The sequence below is a fragment of the Clostridium sp. FS41 genome, from assembly GCF_000954015.1.
In the GTDB taxonomy this organism is placed as follows: Bacteria; Bacillota; Clostridia; order Lachnospirales; family Lachnospiraceae; genus Enterocloster; species Enterocloster citroniae.
This window is the reverse complement of sequence record NZ_JYHN01000054.1, coordinates 197,989-218,539: the sequence shown is the minus strand read 5'-3', so window position 1 is coordinate 218,539 and position 20,551 is coordinate 197,989. Positions and strand designations below refer to the sequence as shown.

Here is a 20,551-nt window from a genome sequence, read left to right as displayed (position 1 = left end):
CTCAACCTTGAAAAATACTATGGAAGTACCGCAGAATGAATATTCTGTGGTATTTCCATAATTTGGCTGACCGCAGAATGAATAGTCTGTGGTAACCAAAATCAAATGTCGTGTCCGATTAAATATAAGGAATCCCAGGCGGTTCTGAGTATAGAAAGGAAGATGTATGGACGCGGGAATGCTTGAAGACTACATCATTGCGGAAGACGATATCCCAAGGGACGGCGGAAAATATCCCGAATATACAGCCACCATGTTTATTGTGATCGAATGTTATTACAACAGTATAGCAAAAGGCTATCTGCAGACGTTTTACCAGGAGCAGCCGTTCCCCTTCTTTGGCCTTGACAATATGCTGATACAGCTTGAGCGCATTATGGACATGGCAGGTGTGCCGAGCAAGTGTAATGAATACAGGCATATGGTGAATATTTCTTCTGCAAGAAAAACAAAAAAAGATTTACCACACATGGAATCTGATCAAAAATTTCAGCCTGTTAAATTCAATCCCAACAACATATGCGCGGCCAAACATCTTTTTTCCATCAGAGTATATTCCAGGCGGAACGCAAGTATTCAGGGCATACTGAGAAATGCTAAAAAGCAGATGAGTTTCAGAAGCGGGATCGATGTGATCCGAGGGATCCATGAATGCATGAGCGAGGTGCTGGAGGAAGGAAATCATGTTGAATAAAGGATGGATCGATATACATGCCCATGTATTGCCTGGAGTGGATGACGGGGCGCGGGACTGGGAGGAATCCAGGGCATTGTTAAAGCTGGCATATGACCAGGGGATACGGCACATCATAGCTACCCCTCATTATACATATAAGCAGGATGTGGAAAAACTTCAGGATTTAGGCTCACGCCTGGATCTGGAAGCAAAATCCATTGCACAGGATTATGGGATCAGCCTTGGGCAGGAGATCATGTATTTTGAAAGCCTTACAGCTTATCTGGACCAGAATAAAGCACTTACCCTGGCCGGAAGCAGATATGTGCTGGTGGAATTTGAACCATCGGACAGCCTGGGCAGGATCCAAAGGGCAGTGCGCCAGTTGATACAGGCTTCCTATTTTCCTGTAATCGCCCATGTGGAGCGTTATACATCCCTTAACCATCTGGAGGATTTGGCGGAATTGGTTGAATGCGGGGCATATCTTCAGATGAATTCCCGGAGTCTGGATGGCGGATGGACGGATCAACGTGCCAGGAGGTGTAAGCGATGCTTAAGAAAAGGGATCATTCATTTCATTGCCACTGATATGCATAATCCATGGAACCGACCACCGGACATCAAAAACGCAATTTCATGGATTGAACGCAATATAGGGGGGAACACAGCGCTTCAGGTGACCATGGTAAATCCTGAATTCATTCTTCTGGACAGAATGATATAGCAAAAGAAAGTATGGAAAAGGTAACAGCAATGGAAAACAACATATATGAAGATCGGAACGAGAACGAAATTGAAATTGATGTATTGGAGTTATTGTTTGTATTTAAGAAAAAAGCATGGGTGATCATTTTGGCCGCGTTGGCGGGATGCCTCGGATCCGGTATATACAGCAAAATGATTTTAAAACCAGTGTATACGTCCACCTCCATGGTGTATGTACTGTCAAAGGAGACAACTTTGACCTCCCTGGCCGATCTGCAGATAGGAAGCCAGCTCACAAAGGATTACAGTGTAATGATCACCAGCAGGCCTGTTTTGGAACAGGTGATTGAAAATCAGGGGCTGAATCTATCATACACCCAATTAAAAAATATGATACGCATCTCCAACCCTGCCGATACAAGGATCCTAAACATGTCAGTATCAGACACTGATCCGGTAAGAGCCAAGGCCATTGTAGATGCGGTGGCCAAGGCGTCCTCAGATTATATTGGGGATATTATGGAAATGATCCCGCCTAAGATCATAGAGAACGGTGTGGTTCCCTCTGTCCCTACATCCCCTAATATAAAGAAAAACGCGGCGCTGGGAGGGCTGGCCATGATCGTGGCAGCCTGCGGTATCATATCCCTTCAGGTTATTATGAACGATACCATACGCTCTGAGGAAGATGTGTCCCGGTATCTGGGAATCAGTGTTCTGGCCGCCATACCTGAAAATGGGGAAACGGAAAATAATCCGTTGGTCCAAAAAAACAAGCGAAAGAAAAGCCGGAAAAAACAGAAGCCCATATCAAAAAATGGCTGAGAGGAGAGAGACGAGGTATGGATCAAATATTAAATCTGAAAAATACAGGGGAGAAGAATTATCATTTTGAAGAGTCCATCAAAACGCTCCGGACCAATATGCAGTTTTGCGGAAGCAGCCTGAAAACCATCATGTTCACAAGTTCACTGCCCAATGAGGGGAAAAGTGAGATTACATTTTCAGTGGCCGCCTCCCTTGGCAGCATAGGAAAAAAGGTATTGATGATCGATGCGGATATACGCAAATCTGTACTGATAAAAAGGTATGAGATCAAGGGCAATCCCAATGGGCTCTCCCAGTATCTCAGCGGACAAAAATCCCTGGATGAGATCTGTTATGCCACTGACGTGGAAAATCTTGACATCATCCTTGCTGGTCCCTATTCCCCAAATCCGGCTGAACTGTTGGAAGACTCATTGTTCCGGGAATTGTTGGAAAAAGCCAAGGAAAGGTATGACTACATCATCATTGACACACCGCCAATGGCAAATCTCATTGACGGGGCCATTATTGCTAATCAATGTGACGGGGCAGTCATTGTAATAGAGAGCGGTACTATCAGCTATCATTTGGTCCAGAAAGTAAAAGGTCAATTAGAAAAGAGCGGGTGCCGTATTTTGGGAGCTGTGTTGAACCGGGTAGACAAGGAATATGAGAATGGATATTACAAAAAATATTATGGGAAATACTATGGGAAATATTACAGAAATACTGGGGGAGGGGGTATAGAGGCATAAGTCTATGGACAGAAATGGGTAATAACATATATGAAGCAAACAGAAAACAGGAAGAATCCAAACCATAAGAATTGGAAGAAGGCGGTTGTTGCATTCCTCTCTCTGCTGACTCTGTTTTTTATTCACAACACAAGCCGGTTGTATGCTGAGAAGATGACATCGGCGGAAGATGTGGCTCAGTGGCGCCGGGAACAGGCTGAAGACAACCTGGAAAGCGAATCGCAAAAGATTGAATACCAGGGAAAAATATACCGCCGAAACGCCCATGTAAAAGCCATACTGTGTATGGGTATAGACAGGCCCCAAAACCTGAAGGAACCCACAGTTGCCGGCTCAGGAGGACAGGCTGATGCAATTTTCCTTGTTGCCCAGGACATTGCCAGGGATAAGGTGAGGATCCTTATGATACCAAGGGATACCATGACGGAGATTACGCTGACTGATTTAAGCGGAAATATTCTGGGACGGGATATTCAGCACCTGACCTTAGCCTATGCTTATGGAGACGGCCGGGAAAAGAGCTGCCGGTACATGGCGGAAGCGGTCAGCAATCTGTTGGGAGGGCTGTCCATTGACGGATACATGGCAGTCAGCATGTCCGCCCTGCCGGTGATCAATGACGGGGTTGGGGGCGTTGCCGTAACCATAGAGAATCAGGGAATGGAACAGATTGACCCTGAATTTATCTGCGGAAATACAGTCACTCTCATGGGCAGGCAGGCGGAAGCATACATCCGTTACAGGGATACCGGGAAAGCCCAAAGCGCACTGGACCGTGCGGAACGGCAGAAATCTTATATACAAGGATTCCTGCGGGCTGCCGTGGAAAAGGCTGGAAAGGGTGACAGCTTTGTGCCGGGAATCATGAACGAAATATCACCCTATATGGTAACGGATATGTCAAAAGACAGATACATGGATATGGCGCTGGCCTTTTTAGGCAGCGGGCAGGATGTGGGAGCCGCAGATATGATCACACTTCCCGGCCAGGCAAAGGAGACTCCGATCTATGACGAGTACCATCCTGATCAGGCAGGGATACAGTCTGTTATTTTGGATATGTTTTACCGGCAGGAATGAATACTAATCTGAATACTAAGCTTGTATACACCGGTAAAAAAAGATGAAAATAGGTATGTAATAAATACTTATTATAAATAGCTGATGTTAGAAAGGAAGGGAAGAAATGATGAAAAAAAGGATTGCAGCCATGGCATTAATTGCTGCACTTGCAGCGTCACAGACAGTATGCTCCTATGGAGCCAACAGCCCGGGTACAGGCCCGGTGATCGGGGATAACAGCGGAGATAGTGAGTATGACATCGGGGAGCGGGTGGATAGCGCTACGGGCGGTGGTTCCACATCAGGCAGTTCTTCTGTAACCGGATCCGGGCAGGGAGCCAATGCGGTTGAAATTGGCGTTGGGCAGACTGCAGGCGAGACAGCGGTTACCACAAACAGCAGAGGTCAGGCCGTTGTGGGAAATACGGCACTTGAGTTTGTACAGGGAGGGGGCGGCGCTGTAGCAGGTCTTCCCGAAATTGCCGTAAACGCAATCAATGGTATTAATAATGGCCAGCCTTTAAACCAGGTGGTTCCAGGTGTGGATTTGACCGGGTATAACGCACTTGTGGGAACACATGCCATCGTCACAAAGGATGCAGCAACCAATACGGAAAAGGCCGGTCTGGTGGAAGTCCCGCTGTATGTTCCAAACCTGGTTGACGGACTGGGAGAGGTGCAGGTTCTTTTTTACAATAACCTGACAGGTACCTGGACTTTGATCCAGCCAAACAGGATCGATACCGCATCCAAGATGCTTTGGTTTAATATTCCCAATTCAGGCACTCTTTCCGTAATCTACAAACGTTAAGGCCCTGTACAACGGCACAAAAGGGGATTATGAAAGTGAAAGGTAAAAATAAACTGGATTTAGAAGCGTACCTGCCCCACAGCAAGCGTGTGAGGATGAGGATACTTTGGGTATATGACATGGCAATGGTCTGGATCTGTACATGCCTTGCCCTTGGACTGCGATTTGACTTGAGTTTGTCTTTAATTCCCATTGAGTATGCCAGGGAAGTGTGGAAATACGGCTTACTTCAAATGGCAGTGGTATCCCTTGTTTTTTATGCAGGGCATCTTTATGCCATTATGTGGGGTGTATCAGGAATCCGTGAAATGCTGCAGGTGGTTTTGGCTTGTCTGGCTGCTGCCCTGGCACAGTCTGTTGGGATCCTTATGTTTGAAGTGCGCATGCCAAAAAGTTATTACATTTTGTGGTTTGTTCTGATAACATTTGCAGCCATGAGCGGACGTGCCAGTTTTCAGGTGCTTCAAAAGATAATAAACCGGATCAACCGCTTTCTTGAAAAAAACAGGCCTGCGCGGGTGATGATCGTTGGAGCAGGGCAGGCAGGGGCATTAATATTAAAGGAAATGAAAACCAGTGAAAAATTCCATGGATATCCTGTTTGCATGGTAGATGACGACAAGGACAAACTTGGACGTGTCATAGATGGCATATCCATTGCAGGCAGCCGTGAGGATATAGGAAAACTTGTCCGGGATAAGGCAATTGACGAAATCTATGTGGCGATTCCCACGGCTTCCCCGGAGGATATAAGGGATATTTTAAAGATCTGCCAGGAAACAGGATGTCAGGTTAAAATGCTTCCCGGCGTATATCAGCTTATCAATGGGGAAATTACGATTTCAAGATTTCGTAAGGTGGAGATAGAGGATCTGCTGGGCAGGGAGCCTGTCCAAACCAATCTGGATGAGATCATGGGTTATGTAAAAGGTAAGGTGGTCCTGGTCACCGGCGGCGGAGGCTCCATTGGAAGCGAACTGTGCAGACAGCTGGCAGGACATCAGGTAAAACAGCTTATCATATTTGACATATATGAAAACAATGCCTATGAGATCCAGCAGGAACTCCGGCGCATATACCCTCAGCTGGACCTGGTGGTTTTGATCGGATCTGTACGCAATACAAACAGGCTGGAAGGTCTGTTCCGTACATACAGACCTGACATTGTATATCATGCAGCTGCCCACAAGCACGTGCCTCTCATGGAGGACAGCCCCTGTGAAGCCGTTAAAAACAATGTGATGGGAACCTATAAGACGACCAGGGCCGCCATCAAATATGGAGTCAGGCGCTTTATCCTGATCTCCACAGATAAAGCGGTAAACCCCACAAATATCATGGGAGCAAGCAAACGTCTCTGCGAGATGATTATACAGATGAGCAATCAAAAGAGCAGGACCGAGTTTGTTGCAGTGCGCTTTGGAAATGTTCTGGGAAGCAACGGAAGCGTGATCCCATTATTCAAACAGCAGATAGAAAACGGCGGCCCAGTGACAGTTACCCATAAGGATATCATACGCTATTTCATGACGATTCCGGAAGCCGTAAGCCTGGTGATACAGGCCGGTGCCTACGCAAAGGGCGGGGAGATCTTTGTACTGAACATGGGGAAGCCGGTAAAAATTCTGGACATGGCTGAGAACCTGATCCGTTTATCCGGCTACGAACCGTACAAGGATATAGACATCTGCTTTACAGGGCTAAGGCCAGGTGAAAAGCTGTATGAAGAACTTCTCATGGATGAGGAAGGACTTCAGAAAACAGAAAATGAGCGGATATTGATAGGAACACCCATCCAGATGGATTATGAGCGGTTTGAAAAAGCGCTTAACCGCCTGGGGGAAGCTGCCCAGAATGAAACAGGGAATATACGGCAGATGGTTTGTGATCTGGTGCCGGAATACCATTATAAAGGTTCGGATGCGGATATTGCTGCGTCAGAAGCCGCAGCTGGTTTGGAACCCGGTGTTGCAGTGTTAAATGCGGACAGGCCTTTTATTCACAAAAGAATCGCAATGTATAACATGGGAGGCAAGTAGAGGGGAGAAAAAGGGTATGGACGCAGAATTGTCGCTTTGCCGCATTCTGGGATCATACCTGTTATATTGTTAAGCTATATCTGTGGAAAGAACATTACCTGCTTTGGTTGATCCAAGGCATCGTAATCCTGTCCATGGAATGGCGAAGCCTGCCCTATTTAATCAATGCTGTCTAATCCAGATTGAGATTTCTCAATTAGATCATGGAACATATTTGGAGGATTGGAGATGGAAAACTGGTATGCAGTACAAGTTAGAGCCGGAAGGGAAGAAGCAGTACTGCAGTTAAGTAAAAAGATAATAGATGAATCTGCTTTGAAGGAGTGTTTCATTCCATACTACGAACGTATGAAGCGCTTTCAAGGGGAATGGCATAAGGAACAATATATTTTATTTCCGGGATATATCTTTCTTGTTACAGAACAGGTGGATGTACTGTTCTGGGAATTGAAAAAAGTACCGGGATTAACAAGAATTCTTGGAGATGGAATGGAATTTGTTCCTATAAAAGAGGAAGAAAAGGTGTTTTTGCAGAAGATGGGAGGCAGTTCCCATTTAGCTGAAATGTCCAAGGGAATTATTAAAGGTGACAAGGTTATCATAATGTCTGGGCCTTTGTCAAAATTTAAAGGTAAGATTACATCTATTGACAGGCATAAAAGGCTTGCAGTGATTCAGATTGAGATGTTTGGCAGATGGATGGATGTGAAGGTAGGGTTGGAGATTGTGCATAGGGAGTAGTTAAAAATACCATATCAATCAAGAACTGGAGAGGAAACAAAATGGATACAACAAAGTGTTATGAAAAGTTTGCCAATAAGGTTTGGCTTAGTTCACCGACCATGCACGGTCCGGAATTAAAATATGTGATGGAAGCCTATGAGTCCAACTGGATGTCTACAGTAGGAGCCAACATTAATGAAGTGGAACACCTTACCTGCGAGAAGATAGGATGTAAGTATTCTGTAGCTCTTTCCACCGGAACAGCGGCATTACATATGGCGGTGAAGCTTGCAGGAGTCAAATGCGGGGATAAGGTTTTTTGTTCCGACCTAACCTTTGGCGCCACTGTAAATCCAGTTGTCTATGAAGGGGGAATTCCGGTTTTTGTTGACACAGAGTATGATACCTGGAATATGGATCCTGCTGCATTAGAGAGGGCATTTGAAATTTATCCAGATGTAAAGGTAGTGGTAGTAGCACATTTATATGGTACACCAGGCAAAATAGATGAGATCAAGTCAATATGTGACAAACATGGAGCTGTGATTGTAGAGGATGCTGCTGAATCACTTGGCGCGACATATAAAGGCATTCAAACAGGAAACTTTGGTATGTATAATTGTATTTCGTATAACGGAAATAAAATCATTACTGGTTCATCAGGGGGCATGCTGCTGACAGATGACCTTGATGCGGCAAATAGGGTGCGCAAATGGTCTACGCAGGCTAGAGAAAATGCTCCTTGGTACCAACATGAGGAATTAGGTTACAATTATCGTATGAGTAATTTAATAGCAGGCGTTGTACGTGGGCAATATCCATATTTAGAGGAACACATTAAGCAGAAAAGGGAAATTTATGAGCGGTATAAAAAGGGATTGTCAGGATTACCGGTTCGGATGAATCCGTATAATAGTGATAAATCGGAACCTAACTTCTGGCTGAGCTGTATGTTAATTGATGAGGTGGCAATGTGTAAGCAGGTCAGAGGAGAAAAAGAGGCTTTATATATCAGTCAATCCGGTAAAAGCTGTCCGACAGAGATCTTGGAAAATTTATCAAAATATAATGCCGAAGGCCGTCCAATCTGGAAACCCATGCACATGCAGCCCATATATAGAATGAATGGCTTTATCACCCGTGATGGGAACGCAAGAGCGAATACAAATGCATATATTGAAGGTAGAGACAAAGGAAAGGATGGTATGCCGTTAGATGTAGGCATGGATATCTTCCATCGGGGATTGTGTCTGCCGAGTGATAATAAGATGACGGCCCAGCAGCAGGAAACAATTATTGAGATAATTAAGAATTGTTTTGAATGAGGATTAAAAGGTGGAAAAGATAATGCATATAAAAAATAAGTATTATATCCCTCATCAAAAAGGATTCTATGAGAAATATATAAAACGTCCACAGGATTTTATCTGTGCATTATTAGCTTTAATCGTTTTATCCCCAATCCTGCTAATAATCATGATTCTTGTGCGGATTAAATTGGGAACACCTGTGTTATTCAAACAAAAGCGTCCGGGACTGAATGGGGAGATATTTACTTTATATAAGTTCCGTACAATGACGGATGAAAGGGATGCTGATGGTAATCTTTTACCGGATGAGGAACGTCTTACACCATTTGGAATGCAAATCAGACGGCTTAGTATCGATGAACTTCCAGAGATATGGAATATTCTTAATGGAACACTTAGTGTGGTTGGACCACGGCCATTGTTAGTGTCCTATCTGTCTCTTTATAATGAACAGCAGGCAAGAAGGCACGAAGTCAGGCCGGGCCTTACTGGCTATGCACAGGTGCATGGGCGAAATTCTATTACATGGGAAGATAAGTTTGATAAAGATGTCTATTATGTAGACCATATTACCTTTATAGGAGATTGGAAAATCGTATTTCAGACAGTGAAGACGGTTCTAAAACGTGAAGGAATCCATTCACAAACAGCAGCGACAATGGAGTTTTTTACAGGTACACCTAATCATATATCCGAAAAAGAAGCAAATGACTAAAAGTTTGTTCAGCAGGTGAAATACAGAAGGAGAGCAGGATGAAAATACTTTTTACCAGTGTTGGACGCCGTGTGGAATTGATGCAGGCCTTTCGCTGTGCAGCAGAGAAGTTAAAGGTTGATTTAATAATCATGGGAACAGATATAACAGAAGATGCCCCGGCATTGTATTTCTGTGATAAAACACAAATCGTATGCCGGATTGAAGATAGACAGTATATTCCAATGCTTCTTAAGCTTTGTAAAGAAGAAAAGGTAGATTGTCTGATACCGATGATTGACACAGACTTGTTGGTTTTGGCAGGGAATAAGGAACAATTTGAGGCAATTGGGACAAAAGTGTTAATTAGCGCAGCAGATAAAGTAAAACTCTGCAGAGACAAGAATTATACTGCTGATTATCTTATTTCATTAGGATTAAAATCTCCGTTACCATTTAATGATTTGGCAAAATACGAAGCTGCCTTTAAGGCTGGAGAACAGCATTTTCCCGCTTTTATAAAACCCAAGGATGGCAGTTCAAGCATGAATGCTTACAGGGTGAATAATTTAAAAGATTTAAAACGGTATGCAGAAAAGATTGAAGATTACATTATCCAGCCATTCATAAGCGGCAGGGAATATACGATTGATGTATTCTGTGATTATTATGGAAACCCGGTATATATTACTCCCAGGGAGAGATTGGCAGTCCGTGCAGGGGAAGTCCTTAAAACAAAGATTATTCAAGATGATACCATGATAGATGAAATATTGATGTTAATCAAAGATTTTAAACCTTGTGGGCAGATTACGGTACAGCTTATCCGTGATGGAGATACAGGGGAGGACTATTATATAGAGATCAATCCACGTTTTGGCGGCGGCGCACCTCTTAGTATGAAGGCAGGAGCTGACAGTGCGGAAGCAGTTATTAAAATGCTCACAGGCGGGAGAATGGAGTATGTGGAAAAAGCAGCGAGGGACGGAGAAATATATAGCCGTTTTGACCAGAGTATCTGTGTGAAAAAGGGAAAAGCCAGGATAGGTAACAGATGATTGAGATAAATCAAATAGCAGATGTACTGAACTATACAGAAGGGCTGAAAGCTGTAGTATTTGACCTGGATGATACGCTTTATGGAGAAAAGGAATATATACGAAGCGGATATCGTGCGGTAGCAAAGGTCATTCCCCAGGTGAAAAATGCAGAAAGGAAGTTGTGGCGTTTTTTTTTGGAAAAGAAGCCTGCCATAGATGAAGTCCTTTCCATGGAAGGTATATATACAGAGGAAATCCGTCAGAGATGTCTGGGGGTATATCGTTTACATGAGCCGGATATTCATTTGTATGATGGGGTCATGGAACTATTGACAAAACTAAGATGTAATGGATATAAGCTAGGTGTCATTACAGATGGCAGACCAGAAGGTCAGAGGGCGAAAATCCGGGTTTTAGGATTAGGGAAATATATGGACCATATTATTGTTACGGACGAACTTGGCGGTGTTAAATATAGAAAACCAAATGAAGCAGCATTCATTCAGATGGCAGATAAGCTAAATGTGGCTTTTACCCAGATGTGTTACGTTGGGGATAATATTAAAAAGGATTTTAGTGCCCCCCTAAAACTTGGGATGAGAGCGGTATGGTTTAGAAATCAGGATGGTTTGTATTGAGAACAGTGGTAGAAACAAAGGAAAAGCAGGTAGTCAGATGGCGTTGAAGAAACAAGTATTAATTGTATCCCAAGTGATACCGCAGTGGTATGTGGATGTATTGGCTGAGGCATTGGGAGAAGGGGTACATATAGATATCATTACTGGCAGCAATGTCAGAGGGAATGTTATTAAATCTCCCAAACATGAAGCAGACAGTTTGAAATCCAGGCTTGTATGTTGGTATAGACATTTCCGTTTTGTAAACCAGTGGATGAAAGAAAATCAAAGCGTGCACTACGATTTAATATTTGCAGTATCAAATCCACCAATCAATGCATATTTAGGTTTAAAACTTAAAAAGAAGTTTCATGTCCCTTTTATTTATATGAATTGGGACATATATCCGCAAGTGATTGAAAGTACCATAAGGAATCCGGCAGTAAAAGTTATCTGCAGACTCTGGCATGAATGGAACTCTGTAAACTATCCCAAAGTTAATCAAATGTTAACCATAGGGGAGCAGATGGCGGTATCCATAAATAATAGCCTTAGAGAAAAGATAAAGATTACCTGTATCCCGATTGCTGCGGATATAGGGCTATTACAGCCAATGGAAAAACAGGAAAATCCATTCTGCCAGGAATACGGACTATGCGATAAGTTTATTGTTCTTTATTCCGGAAAAATGGGTATGGGTCATAATATAGAGGTTATATTAGAAGCTGCAAGGGTACTTCAAAATCAGAGGAAGATTTGCTTTGTGTTTATAGGAAATGGTCCCAAATATCCAATAGTGGAACAGTTTATTAAGGAAAACCAATCGGAAAACATAAAGCTATTTCCATTGCAGCCAGATGATATATTTCCGTATTCAATGGCCTGTGGCGACATAGGGATTGTGACACAGGAAGCGAGCATGTCCCATTTGTTCATGCCGAGTAAAGTTTATAGCATGATGGCCTGTGGGGAAGCAATTGTTGGTATTTGTACTAAAAAGGATGATTTGCATTCTTTGCTGGAAAACAACCCGATAGGTATTGCGGTTACAGATGGATCAGCAGATACCCTTGCCAGGGAAATTTTACATTTATATATGGACAAAGTAACTCTTGAACGTTATAAGAAATGTGCCAGAATAACGGCGGAAGAGAAATTTAGCAGTATAACAGTTACGAAACAGTATAAAGAATTATTTAAGAGGTACATGCTGCAGGGGGAGATTGGATGAATATTAAGTTTGCCTTGGATGTTACCTGGGTTCGTCATAAAATTGTTGGAGGCACAGAATCTTTTACCCATAACCTGCTTCAGGGCTTTATGGAGACAAAGGATACGTTTTCATTGTATATTATTGCTGCGTTGGATAATGAGCAGTATTTCAGAAAATATGAAGAGGATGAAAGAATACATCTGATTATTGCGCCTGTGAATGCAGGGTCTGTACCTAAGAGGATTATATGGCAGAATTTATGCCTGAGCCGCTTTCTAAAAAAGAACAGAATAGGGCTTTGTTTGGAACCCGTTTATGCGAAACCATTTTTCAATATTAGCAGAATAAAATTTGTTACAGTTATTCATGACTTGGAAGCACTGCATTTTCCAGAAAATCATTCCTGGATGACTAATATTTGGCTTCGTTTAAGCTGGTTTAACACAGTAAGGACATCGGAGCAGGTTGTTTGTATTTCAAATTTTGTCCGTCAGGATATTTTAGATACATATCAAATATCCGGAGATAACCTGACAACCATTTATGATCCAATTACGATTGATGTATCTGATAAATGTGATTTTGCCAGAATGAGGATGCAATATGGAATTAATCCAGAGGAATATTATTATACGGTTTCCAAGTTAAATCCGCATAAGAATCTTGTGACCCTTGTTAAGGTGTTTGGGGAGATTAAGAAACAGAATATTCAGGATATTCCCTGCAAGCTGGTAATCAGTGGCGTGAATGGCGGTATGGAGGAGGAATTGCGTCAAGTGGCAAAATCCTATTCACTTGCAGATGAACTCGTTTTAACTGGCTTTGTGGAAAATAACGTCCGAAACTGTCTGTATAGCAATTGTAAGGCATTCTTGTTCCCAAGCGTTTTTGAAGGTTTTGGAATGCCCTTAGTAGAAGCAATCAGTTCAGGTGTGCCTGTTATTACTACGAACATGGTATGTATTCCGGAAATCACACAAAATGCGGCTAGCTATGTGGAGGATCCTTATTCGGTAGATGAATGGATAGGAACAATAAAAAGTGCCCATATATCAGAAATAAAGTTTGATGAAGGTATCTATAAGCCGGATTACATAGCGCGTCAATATCTGGTCGTTTTAGAAAAATGTAAAACGAAAAGGCGGGGAAGAAGATGATTTCAATAAGCGGTATCGATTGTTGTGGTAAATCAACGCAAATTGAACTTTTATGTGAAGAACTAAAAAGCAAAGGGCAAAAATGTGAGGTAATATGGAGCCGTGGCGGATATACCCCGGGAATCCAGGCGGTAAAAAGATTTTTCAGGAAAGAAAAAAATATAAGTAAAGAAGATCGCATTAAGTTTTCCGAGGAGGTAAATGGTAGCCCGATAAAGAGGAGGCTACTTTTTATTGCATCATTGATAGATTTGTGGTTGTATTATACCCTGGTTTTGCGATTAAAAGAGATTTTTGGAACAACAGTAATCTGTGATCGTTATATTTGGGATACATATATTGATTTTAAATTGAAATACCCAGAATATGATTTTGAGCATGGCTTTTGGTGGAGATTAACATTGAAAACCATGCTGAAACCAAATCCGTCAATTGTCATGTTTATACCAGCAGAGGAATCCATGCGCAGAAGTGGTTTGAAGGATGAACCATTTCCCGAGCCCATTGATGTGAGGCGGAAACGGATTGAAATGTACGATTTTTTAGCCGGGAGAAATGTGTGGCAGTGGCGTATTGAGGCAACCAATACGATTGATAAAGTCTTCGATGACATCAGAAAGGCTTGTATATGAAAATCAGTCAGATGCTTTTAAGAGAAGATTTCTATAGGATAAACGATGAAACGCTGGACAGATATTACACTGAAAAAACACAGAATACGAGGTTATATATATATCCCCAGTTAAATGCAATTGTAACTGCTAAGCCAAGCAGGAAGGTGTTGGAATATCTTTTGTGTGAGTATAGTGTCCGGAATAATGCTTTGAAAAGAATTCTTACGGGTGCATATGTGGGACTGTGTTTAAGCAGCTACGGATGTATGAGTTCAAAGAGGATAACGGTACATGCTGCGATTGACGATAATACATTAATATATCCGTGTAATAGAAAATACAGGATTTTCAACTTTTCAAAAAATACAGTAGAGGTCATACCCAAATATGGATTTCCACAAGACGATTTACAAAGAGAAATCTTTTTTCGGACCCAAAATGGATTACCAGATTTTGTGCCGCAGCTGATTTCATTTACCTCTAACCGTTATATGGAGAAAATTATAGATGGAAGGCCCCTGGCCCGTATCTCTGATGATTATGATATATATGTCAATCGGGCCTATAATATGTTTTATGAGTATGCAAAGGATAGAAAGCGTATAATCAGCGGTTCAAAATATGCAGAAGAGTTATATGCTTTGGTATGTAAACAGATAAGTGTTAAGGTGAGAAGACAAGAGACAGTGAGATGTATTGCAAGTAAGTTGGCATCAGTGGTAAGAATGGCAGACGAAATTATGCTGCTTTTTTCCCACGGGGATTTACAGACAGGAAATATTTGGGTTGAGAATAAGACAGGAAAAATTTTTATTATAGACTGGGAATCCTGGGGAGAACGAAGTATTTGGTATGATAAAGCTGTTCTGATGGAAGGACTTAGGCCAAATGGTATTGGGAGTTACTGTAAGAATGAAATATCAAAAGAGAAAGAAGCCTGTGTTCTTTTGGAAGACCTGATATTCCAGCTTAATGAACTGGAAACTTTGCCAGGTGATTTTGGATCTGACAAATTTGATGAATACCTGGCCTGTTTAGAAATGCATATGAGAGGTAAGAAGTATGGATTGTCTTGTGTATAGAATTATGGGTCAAAATGGGATTTGTGCATATCCCATTGAAAATTTTGTTTCGTTGTAAAAACAATATACAAAACGCTGTTTCCAGATTGTTTGTGGATAAACAGGAAGTATCATAGAGACAGTTATCTAAAGAATTGGCTGAAGCATGTGACATGTTTATTACGTGGTACAGGATAGGCCATGAAGCAGAAAGGATATAAAACTAAGTGGAAAAGCTGTTCAATTTTTTGGACGATGACATTTATCGGCTCATGCTCGACATGTCAAGAGAAAAACACTCTGAAGAGGAAAATCAGGATATAAAAGAACGATACGGAAAAGTAAATCAAAAGAAGCTGTTTGTGGTTTGCCGCGAACATGAACTGCATGGTGTGACTGGTGCATATGCAAAATCTATGGGACTGCCCATTCCTGATGAGTGGGAGAAAGCGTTTCTTTTAGAAAAAAGGCGGCTGGATTTTTTGAAAAACACAGCAATCCAGGTTTGTCAGCTTATGTCGGATCACGGAATACCAATGGTTATCCTAAAAAATGGCGGGATTATGATGGATATGATTCCAGAAACAGTTAAGTGTCCAATGGAGGATATTGATTCATTAATAAGAAAAACTGATTTTTATCAAGCGCATAAGCTCTTAATAGAAAATGGTTTTACCTTTAAATTTAGAAGCGAGTATGAAGCAGAGAAATTGGAAGAAGCATACAGGGATGGTTCTGCGGAGTATTTCATTACAATGCCCACCGGTGAAAAGATATGGTTTGAATTAGCATGGAGAGCAGTTGCAGGCCGTTGGATCCGTCCTGACTTAGAGCCGGATACGAATGGTTTTATTGGACGCTCCCATACAGTAGGCGATACACAGGTGCGTGTTCTTTCTCCAGAGGATAATTTGCTGCAGGTATGCATTCATACGGCAAAACATTCCTATGTCCGTGCACCGGGCATGCGGCTGCATATGGATGTGGACCGTATTGTTGCACATACGGATATTGATTGGGGGTTATTTTTGAAAAAGGTTAAGGAGGCGCATGTATGCACATCCACATACCTTTCTTTGTATATACCGTCAGTTATTCTGCATACGCAGATACCACAATGGGTGTTGGATGAATTGAGGCCCCAAAATATTAAAAAATTAGTGAAATTACTCTCAGACGCTGGACTGCCTCATCCTCATGAAAAGAAATTTTCCAAAATAGGTTTTCTGCTATTTCAGACAGCATTGTATGATAAGAAAAAGGATTTGGTTCGTGTAATTTATCCGAGTAAAGTATGGATGCAGCATCGGTACGAATATAAAGGTCATTTTGGATTGATGATGTGTATCTTTATTCGACTGTTAGATTTAGTTGGGATTAGGAAGCGGACCCCAAAAAATATTTAACTTTGAAAGAGAAAGGGATTTATATGCGTGGTAGATATGCTGAGAGCGAGAAACCTATTGGATATAAACTATACACAGTGATAATCACAATATTACCCGCAATAAATACCTACAAAAGTCCGATTCCTAATGTGGAACTCGGAACATTTTTATTATTGATACTGTTTCTGTTTATGTTTTTGAATGATAGAAAAATCTATGCGGATAATTTAATCTGGAAATGGCTTGTCATGTTATATGCGTTTTTACTTTTTACGATAATCGCATCCTTTAATCCAGGAATATTGGAGACTTCATTGTTTTCAATAACATTTAGATTTTTAAAGATATGTGCAGTTGTGCTGATTGTAATCGTTCAAGGAAGAAAGTGGTTTGATTATACGATTGCAATAAAGACATTGCGGATATTCAGTTTACTATGCGTAGCATTTATAATATTGCAAAGTATATTATATTATGGGGCAGGTATCATACTTCATGGTATTTATATTCCATTAGCTTCGGCAGAAGGATACTCAGATTACAATTTTGAATTTATGTATAGTATATTATTTAGGCCAACAAGTTTCTTCTTTGAACCATCACATTTTTGTGCGTATGCATTAGTATATTTTACTTATTTATTATCTGCTAACACTGAAAAATATAGAAGATTTCAATTAGCAGTAATGACTTTGGGAGTTGTCATGTCGACTTCTGGCACAGGTATTGTATTGATACCAATAACCGTATTAATTACTGCCATGCTTATGCTATTTAAACATAATATATCAACCACACGAAATAGTCTGCTGCTTGGTGCGATTGTTGCCATCGTAATTATTATCGCACTTAATGTTTATATAAATTCAGATGTTGGGCAGACTGTGCTACAAAGGTATATCAAGTCAGATGGATCATTGGGAACAGCTGTTTTAGGAAGATTAGATAGCGGAGCCGGTGAACTATATAAGGAATTGCCTATATTTTATAAAATAATCGGTACAGGTTTTGGAAACAGACCATCAACTGTTTATTTTTCATCTTTATATTCTATTTTATATGGTGATGGATTGGTAGGACTTATATTGTTGCTTTGGATTATAATATCTTCTTACAGAAAATGTGGGGTATTTGGTAAGCTGCTCTGTGTTGTATATATGGTTCTGATGATTGGAACAGGAGTGTTTAATTTTGCAAGTATCGGATTATATTTTTCATTCATTCATCAAGATATTTATGAGCCTATGCCGCATATAGACAAAAAGTATTATTCTTGTAAGAGGTAAATGGAATGATTTTATTTATAAGTAATTTTGTTAGTCCACATACAATACCACTGTGCAACGAGATTGTTAAACAGTATAAAGGGGATTTTTATTTCATTGAAACCAGAAAAATGACAAGTGAGAGAAGCGGACTTGGGTATGACAAATACAGGGATTTATCTTTTGTTGTTTCACATGAAGAATTCTGCTTGAAACGAACTTACTATCAAAGTTTAATTGATGAGGCAGAAGCTGTAATTGTAAGTTTTGGTTCAATTGATATAAATCTGTTAAATGAGCGGATAAACAAAAATAGACTATGTTTATTAATGTCTGAACGCCTTTTTAAAAAGGGTATTGCTAAAATTGTTGACTATAGGCTATGGAAGAATATACTTTTTTTCAAATCCGTGTACCATAGGAATGTCCATTTATTGTGTATGGGCGCATATGTTGCTAAGGACTTCCGTTTATGTGGGTTTAATCATAAACATATGTGGAAGTTTGGATATATAACGGAAACAAAAAAAGAAAGCTTGGAGGAAATCCTTTCATTAAAAGTACATGATGAAAAGCGTATTTTGTGGGTTGGACGAATGATTTGGTGGAAACGTCCTATGCAAATAATAAAAGCCACAGAAAAACTGCATAGAATGGGATACAGTTTTTCTCTGGACATTGTTGGAGATGGTAAAAAATTTAAAAAGATAAAGAGGTACGTTGAGAATAATCATATAAGACAAATTAAGGTTCACGGACTGATGAGGAATGAGGAAGTCCTCAATTTGATGATGAATGCAAATATATTTGTTGCTACAAGTAATCGGTTAGAAGGATGGGGAGCAGTTATTAATGAAGCAGAAAATTGTGCATGTGCCATTATAGCAAGCAAAGCAATGGGAGCGACAGAATATTTGGTTGAAAATGATCTAAATGGTTATTGGTATGATAATACACAGAGAGGGTTGACACGAACATTAGAAAAAGCACTTAATGATTCTAGTTTATTGGAAAAAGGTGTAACAGGATATCATTTTATTACTACGGAGTGGAGCCCTCAAAATGCTGCCTGTCGCTTACTTGAGCTTATTCGAGAACTTCTTTTAAATGATGTAGTAGAAGTGGGAAAATGCGGGCGGATACAGATATGTGAAAGGGCGTAATTACATGAGTAATAATTTAGAAATAAATAAAGCAGTTAGATGGTCTTCAACAGCAGAGTTAATGTCAAAATTGGTATCTCCTATCACCAGTATGTTATTGGCCAGACTTTTGACACCAGAAGCATTTGGCTTGATTGCATCAATTACAATGGTGACCAGTTTTTCTGATTTATTTACAGATGGTGGATGTAATAAATTTATTATTCAGCATACCTTCACAGACGAGCAAGACCTTAAACGCCATGCAACCGTTGGGTTTTGGCTTAATCTGACGATTTCTACAATAATTTGGCTGGTTATAGTTTGCTTTCGTGCGAATATTGCTACAATTATTGGCATATCAGGTTTTGAAAACGCTCTTGTGGTTGCAGCACTGGCATTGTTTATGACTGCGTTCTCAAGCATGCATATGGCATTGTTAAGAAAAAAATTGGACTTTAAGCATCTGTTTAAAATACGAACTGCTGCAACAGTGATAAATCTGGTTGTGTCAGTTGCACTGGCATTTTGGGGAGCAGGAGTTTGGGCAGTTATTTTTGGAACATTATGCAGGGACTTTACTTATGCTCTCTTATTTAATTTGAGGCCAATATGGAAACCTGCTTTCTTTTTTGATTTTTTCATACTTAAGAATATGTTTTCTTTTAGTGGCTTTACTTTGTTGGAAACTCTTATGACTTGGTTTAAATCCAATGCTGCCATTTTGATTTTATCGGGTGTATTTACTCCATTCTATTTAGGGTTGTATAAAACACCAATAACTATAGACAATTCAATAATCGGGTTATTATATTCAGCACTTATTCCTGTACTTTACTCGGGACTGTCCCGGGTAAAAAACCAAAAAAAGGAGTTTGAAAATTTATTATTCAGGATACAGCGGTTAATGGCGATGATAGCATTCCCCATGGCGATGGTTATGTTGGTGTATAGTGATATTGTTACGGGTATTCTGCTTGGTTCACAATGGTTAGAAGTATCTTGGTTTGTCGGTTTATATGGTTGTGCTATAGTTGTTGAAAATGTATTTTGTATTTTTTGCGTGGAAGCATATAGGGCCAAAGAGAAACCGCTTGTTTCAGCGTTATCTATTGCAGTCAACAATTGTATTTTATGCATTAGCATTTACACTTGTGCTGTGTACGGCTTCAAAATAGTCTGCTATGTTACGGTAATTAATTCTCTTATCTATTATATTGTTCAGATGGGAATTATGCGATTTGTACTCAAAATTTCTCCATGGGGAATGCTGAAGAATGTTTTTCCATATTTTGGACTCTCATTTTTAGTTGGAATTGTTAGTCATACAATCAAACGGTCGATGGTTAGCATGGATTTAATGCTAACATTATTATTAATGTCTGCATCAATAATTACATATACAGGAATTATACTATTAGGAACTAAATCGCGTAATGAAATTGTAGCCTTCGTAAAAAATTGAGGAG

General features: G+C 40.5%; 20 protein-coding genes. All 20 read left to right on the top strand.

The features are described 5' to 3' along the window. The first annotated feature begins 166 nt into the window (after positions 1 to 166). The 20 genes from CLFS41_RS10505 to CLFS41_RS10410 all read left to right on the top strand — a co-directional run bounded on the left by CLFS41_RS10505 (position 167) and on the right by CLFS41_RS10410 (position 20,547). Positions 167 to 694: a hypothetical protein gene (locus CLFS41_RS10505; protein ID WP_007871021.1), complete on the top strand. Its 528-nt coding sequence runs from the start codon at positions 167 to 169 to the stop codon at positions 692 to 694. Further along, on the top strand, positions 684 to 1,403 hold the full coding sequence (locus tag CLFS41_RS10500) for a CpsB/CapC family capsule biosynthesis tyrosine phosphatase (protein ID WP_045092240.1): 720 nt from the start codon (positions 684 to 686) through the stop codon (positions 1,401 to 1,403). The genes CLFS41_RS10505 and CLFS41_RS10500 overlap by 11 nt, the downstream gene beginning before the upstream one ends. Before the next feature lie 11 nt (positions 1,404 to 1,414). Continuing rightward, complete coding sequence (locus tag CLFS41_RS10495; protein ID WP_347468104.1) at positions 1,415 to 2,209, top strand: Wzz/FepE/Etk N-terminal domain-containing protein; 795 nt, start codon at positions 1,415 to 1,417, stop codon at positions 2,207 to 2,209. A gap of 17 nt (positions 2,210 to 2,226) precedes the next feature. Beyond that, the gene (locus CLFS41_RS10490) at positions 2,227 to 2,946 is read left to right on the top strand and encodes a CpsD/CapB family tyrosine-protein kinase (protein WP_045092239.1); all 720 of its coding nucleotides are present in this window, start codon (positions 2,227 to 2,229) and stop codon (positions 2,944 to 2,946) included. Positions 2,947 to 2,976: 30 nt separating this feature from the next. Then, positions 2,977 to 4,026 (top strand): LCP family protein, encoded by a 1,050-nt coding sequence (locus tag CLFS41_RS10485; RefSeq protein ID WP_045092238.1) that lies wholly within the window; start codon positions 2,977 to 2,979, stop codon positions 4,024 to 4,026. A gap of 106 nt (positions 4,027 to 4,132) precedes the next feature. After that, on the top strand, positions 4,133 to 4,819 hold the full coding sequence (locus tag CLFS41_RS10480; RefSeq protein WP_347468103.1) for a hypothetical protein: 687 nt from the start codon (positions 4,133 to 4,135) through the stop codon (positions 4,817 to 4,819). A gap of 95 nt (positions 4,820 to 4,914) precedes the next feature. Continuing rightward, positions 4,915 to 6,858, top strand: coding sequence for a nucleoside-diphosphate sugar epimerase/dehydratase (locus tag CLFS41_RS10475; RefSeq protein ID WP_045092254.1), 1,944 nt, complete (start codon positions 4,915 to 4,917; stop codon positions 6,856 to 6,858). 228 nt (positions 6,859 to 7,086) lie between these two features. Then, positions 7,087 to 7,599, top strand: coding sequence for an antiterminator LoaP (gene loaP, locus CLFS41_RS10470; protein WP_045092237.1), 513 nt, complete (start codon positions 7,087 to 7,089; stop codon positions 7,597 to 7,599). Between the two features lie 41 nt (positions 7,600 to 7,640). Continuing rightward, positions 7,641 to 8,906: a DegT/DnrJ/EryC1/StrS family aminotransferase gene (locus CLFS41_RS10465; RefSeq protein ID WP_045092236.1), complete on the top strand. Its 1,266-nt coding sequence runs from the start codon at positions 7,641 to 7,643 to the stop codon at positions 8,904 to 8,906. A 22-nt stretch (positions 8,907 to 8,928) separates the two neighbouring features. Beyond that, entirely contained in the window at positions 8,929 to 9,606 is a 678-nt protein-coding gene (locus tag CLFS41_RS10460; protein WP_045092235.1) for a sugar transferase, read from the top strand. Between the two features lie 38 nt (positions 9,607 to 9,644). Then, a complete protein-coding gene (locus CLFS41_RS10455) occupies positions 9,645 to 10,643 on the top strand; it encodes an ATP-grasp domain-containing protein (protein WP_045092234.1) in 999 nt (332 codons plus the stop codon). After that, a complete protein-coding gene (locus tag CLFS41_RS10450; RefSeq protein WP_045092233.1) occupies positions 10,640 to 11,263 on the top strand; it encodes an HAD family hydrolase in 624 nt (207 codons plus the stop codon). The genes CLFS41_RS10455 and CLFS41_RS10450 overlap by 4 nt, the downstream gene beginning before the upstream one ends. Positions 11,264 to 11,300: 37 nt before the next feature. Then, positions 11,301 to 12,473 (top strand): glycosyltransferase family 4 protein, encoded by a 1,173-nt coding sequence (locus tag CLFS41_RS10445; RefSeq protein ID WP_045092232.1) that lies wholly within the window; start codon positions 11,301 to 11,303, stop codon positions 12,471 to 12,473. Then, a complete protein-coding gene (locus CLFS41_RS10440; RefSeq protein ID WP_045092231.1) occupies positions 12,470 to 13,612 on the top strand; it encodes a glycosyltransferase family 1 protein in 1,143 nt (380 codons plus the stop codon). The genes CLFS41_RS10445 and CLFS41_RS10440 overlap by 4 nt, the downstream gene beginning before the upstream one ends. Further along, positions 13,609 to 14,244: a hypothetical protein gene (locus CLFS41_RS10435; protein ID WP_045092230.1), complete on the top strand. Its 636-nt coding sequence runs from the start codon at positions 13,609 to 13,611 to the stop codon at positions 14,242 to 14,244. Before CLFS41_RS10440 ends, CLFS41_RS10435 begins: the two co-directional genes overlap by 4 nt. Continuing rightward, positions 14,241 to 15,308: a hypothetical protein gene (locus CLFS41_RS10430; RefSeq protein WP_045092229.1), complete on the top strand. Its 1,068-nt coding sequence runs from the start codon at positions 14,241 to 14,243 to the stop codon at positions 15,306 to 15,308. Before CLFS41_RS10435 ends, CLFS41_RS10430 begins: the two co-directional genes overlap by 4 nt. 206 nt (positions 15,309 to 15,514) lie before the next feature. Then, positions 15,515 to 16,693: a nucleotidyltransferase family protein gene (locus tag CLFS41_RS10425; RefSeq protein WP_045092228.1), complete on the top strand. Its 1,179-nt coding sequence runs from the start codon at positions 15,515 to 15,517 to the stop codon at positions 16,691 to 16,693. A 23-nt stretch (positions 16,694 to 16,716) separates the two neighbouring features. Then, positions 16,717 to 17,961, top strand: coding sequence for a hypothetical protein (locus tag CLFS41_RS10420; RefSeq protein WP_152649031.1), 1,245 nt, complete (start codon positions 16,717 to 16,719; stop codon positions 17,959 to 17,961). A 5-nt stretch (positions 17,962 to 17,966) separates the two neighbouring features. Further along, on the top strand, positions 17,967 to 19,103 hold the full coding sequence (locus CLFS41_RS10415; protein ID WP_045092226.1) for a glycosyltransferase: 1,137 nt from the start codon (positions 17,967 to 17,969) through the stop codon (positions 19,101 to 19,103). A 4-nt stretch (positions 19,104 to 19,107) separates the two neighbouring features. Then, positions 19,108 to 20,547 (top strand): oligosaccharide flippase family protein, encoded by a 1,440-nt coding sequence (locus CLFS41_RS10410; RefSeq protein WP_082082553.1) that lies wholly within the window; start codon positions 19,108 to 19,110, stop codon positions 20,545 to 20,547. Positions 20,548 to 20,551 lie beyond the last annotated feature (4 nt).

Coding starts and splice junctions, on each gene's coding strand:
- CLFS41_RS10505 (WP_007871021.1), top strand. CDS start 167: ATGGACGCGGGAATGCTTGAAGACTACATCATTGCGGAAGACGATATC.
- CLFS41_RS10500 (WP_045092240.1), top strand. CDS start 684: ATGTTGAATAAAGGATGGATCGATATACATGCCCATGTATTGCCTGGA.
- CLFS41_RS10495 (WP_347468104.1), top strand. CDS start 1,415: ATGGAAAAGGTAACAGCAATGGAAAACAACATATATGAAGATCGGAAC.
- CLFS41_RS10490 (WP_045092239.1), top strand. CDS start 2,227: ATGGATCAAATATTAAATCTGAAAAATACAGGGGAGAAGAATTATCAT.
- CLFS41_RS10485 (WP_045092238.1), top strand. CDS start 2,977: ATGAAGCAAACAGAAAACAGGAAGAATCCAAACCATAAGAATTGGAAG.
- CLFS41_RS10480 (WP_347468103.1), top strand. CDS start 4,133: ATGATGAAAAAAAGGATTGCAGCCATGGCATTAATTGCTGCACTTGCA.
- CLFS41_RS10475 (WP_045092254.1), top strand. CDS start 4,915: ATGAGGATACTTTGGGTATATGACATGGCAATGGTCTGGATCTGTACA.
- loaP (WP_045092237.1), top strand. CDS start 7,087: ATGGAAAACTGGTATGCAGTACAAGTTAGAGCCGGAAGGGAAGAAGCA.
- CLFS41_RS10465 (WP_045092236.1), top strand. CDS start 7,641: ATGGATACAACAAAGTGTTATGAAAAGTTTGCCAATAAGGTTTGGCTT.
- CLFS41_RS10460 (WP_045092235.1), top strand. CDS start 8,929: ATGCATATAAAAAATAAGTATTATATCCCTCATCAAAAAGGATTCTAT.
- CLFS41_RS10455 (WP_045092234.1), top strand. CDS start 9,645: ATGAAAATACTTTTTACCAGTGTTGGACGCCGTGTGGAATTGATGCAG.
- CLFS41_RS10450 (WP_045092233.1), top strand. CDS start 10,640: ATGATTGAGATAAATCAAATAGCAGATGTACTGAACTATACAGAAGGG.
- CLFS41_RS10445 (WP_045092232.1), top strand. CDS start 11,301: ATGGCGTTGAAGAAACAAGTATTAATTGTATCCCAAGTGATACCGCAG.
- CLFS41_RS10440 (WP_045092231.1), top strand. CDS start 12,470: ATGAATATTAAGTTTGCCTTGGATGTTACCTGGGTTCGTCATAAAATT.
- CLFS41_RS10435 (WP_045092230.1), top strand. CDS start 13,609: ATGATTTCAATAAGCGGTATCGATTGTTGTGGTAAATCAACGCAAATT.
- CLFS41_RS10430 (WP_045092229.1), top strand. CDS start 14,241: ATGAAAATCAGTCAGATGCTTTTAAGAGAAGATTTCTATAGGATAAAC.
- CLFS41_RS10420 (WP_152649031.1), top strand. CDS start 16,717: ATGCGTGGTAGATATGCTGAGAGCGAGAAACCTATTGGATATAAACTA.
- CLFS41_RS10415 (WP_045092226.1), top strand. CDS start 17,967: ATGATTTTATTTATAAGTAATTTTGTTAGTCCACATACAATACCACTG.
- CLFS41_RS10410 (WP_082082553.1), top strand. CDS start 19,108: ATGAGTAATAATTTAGAAATAAATAAAGCAGTTAGATGGTCTTCAACA.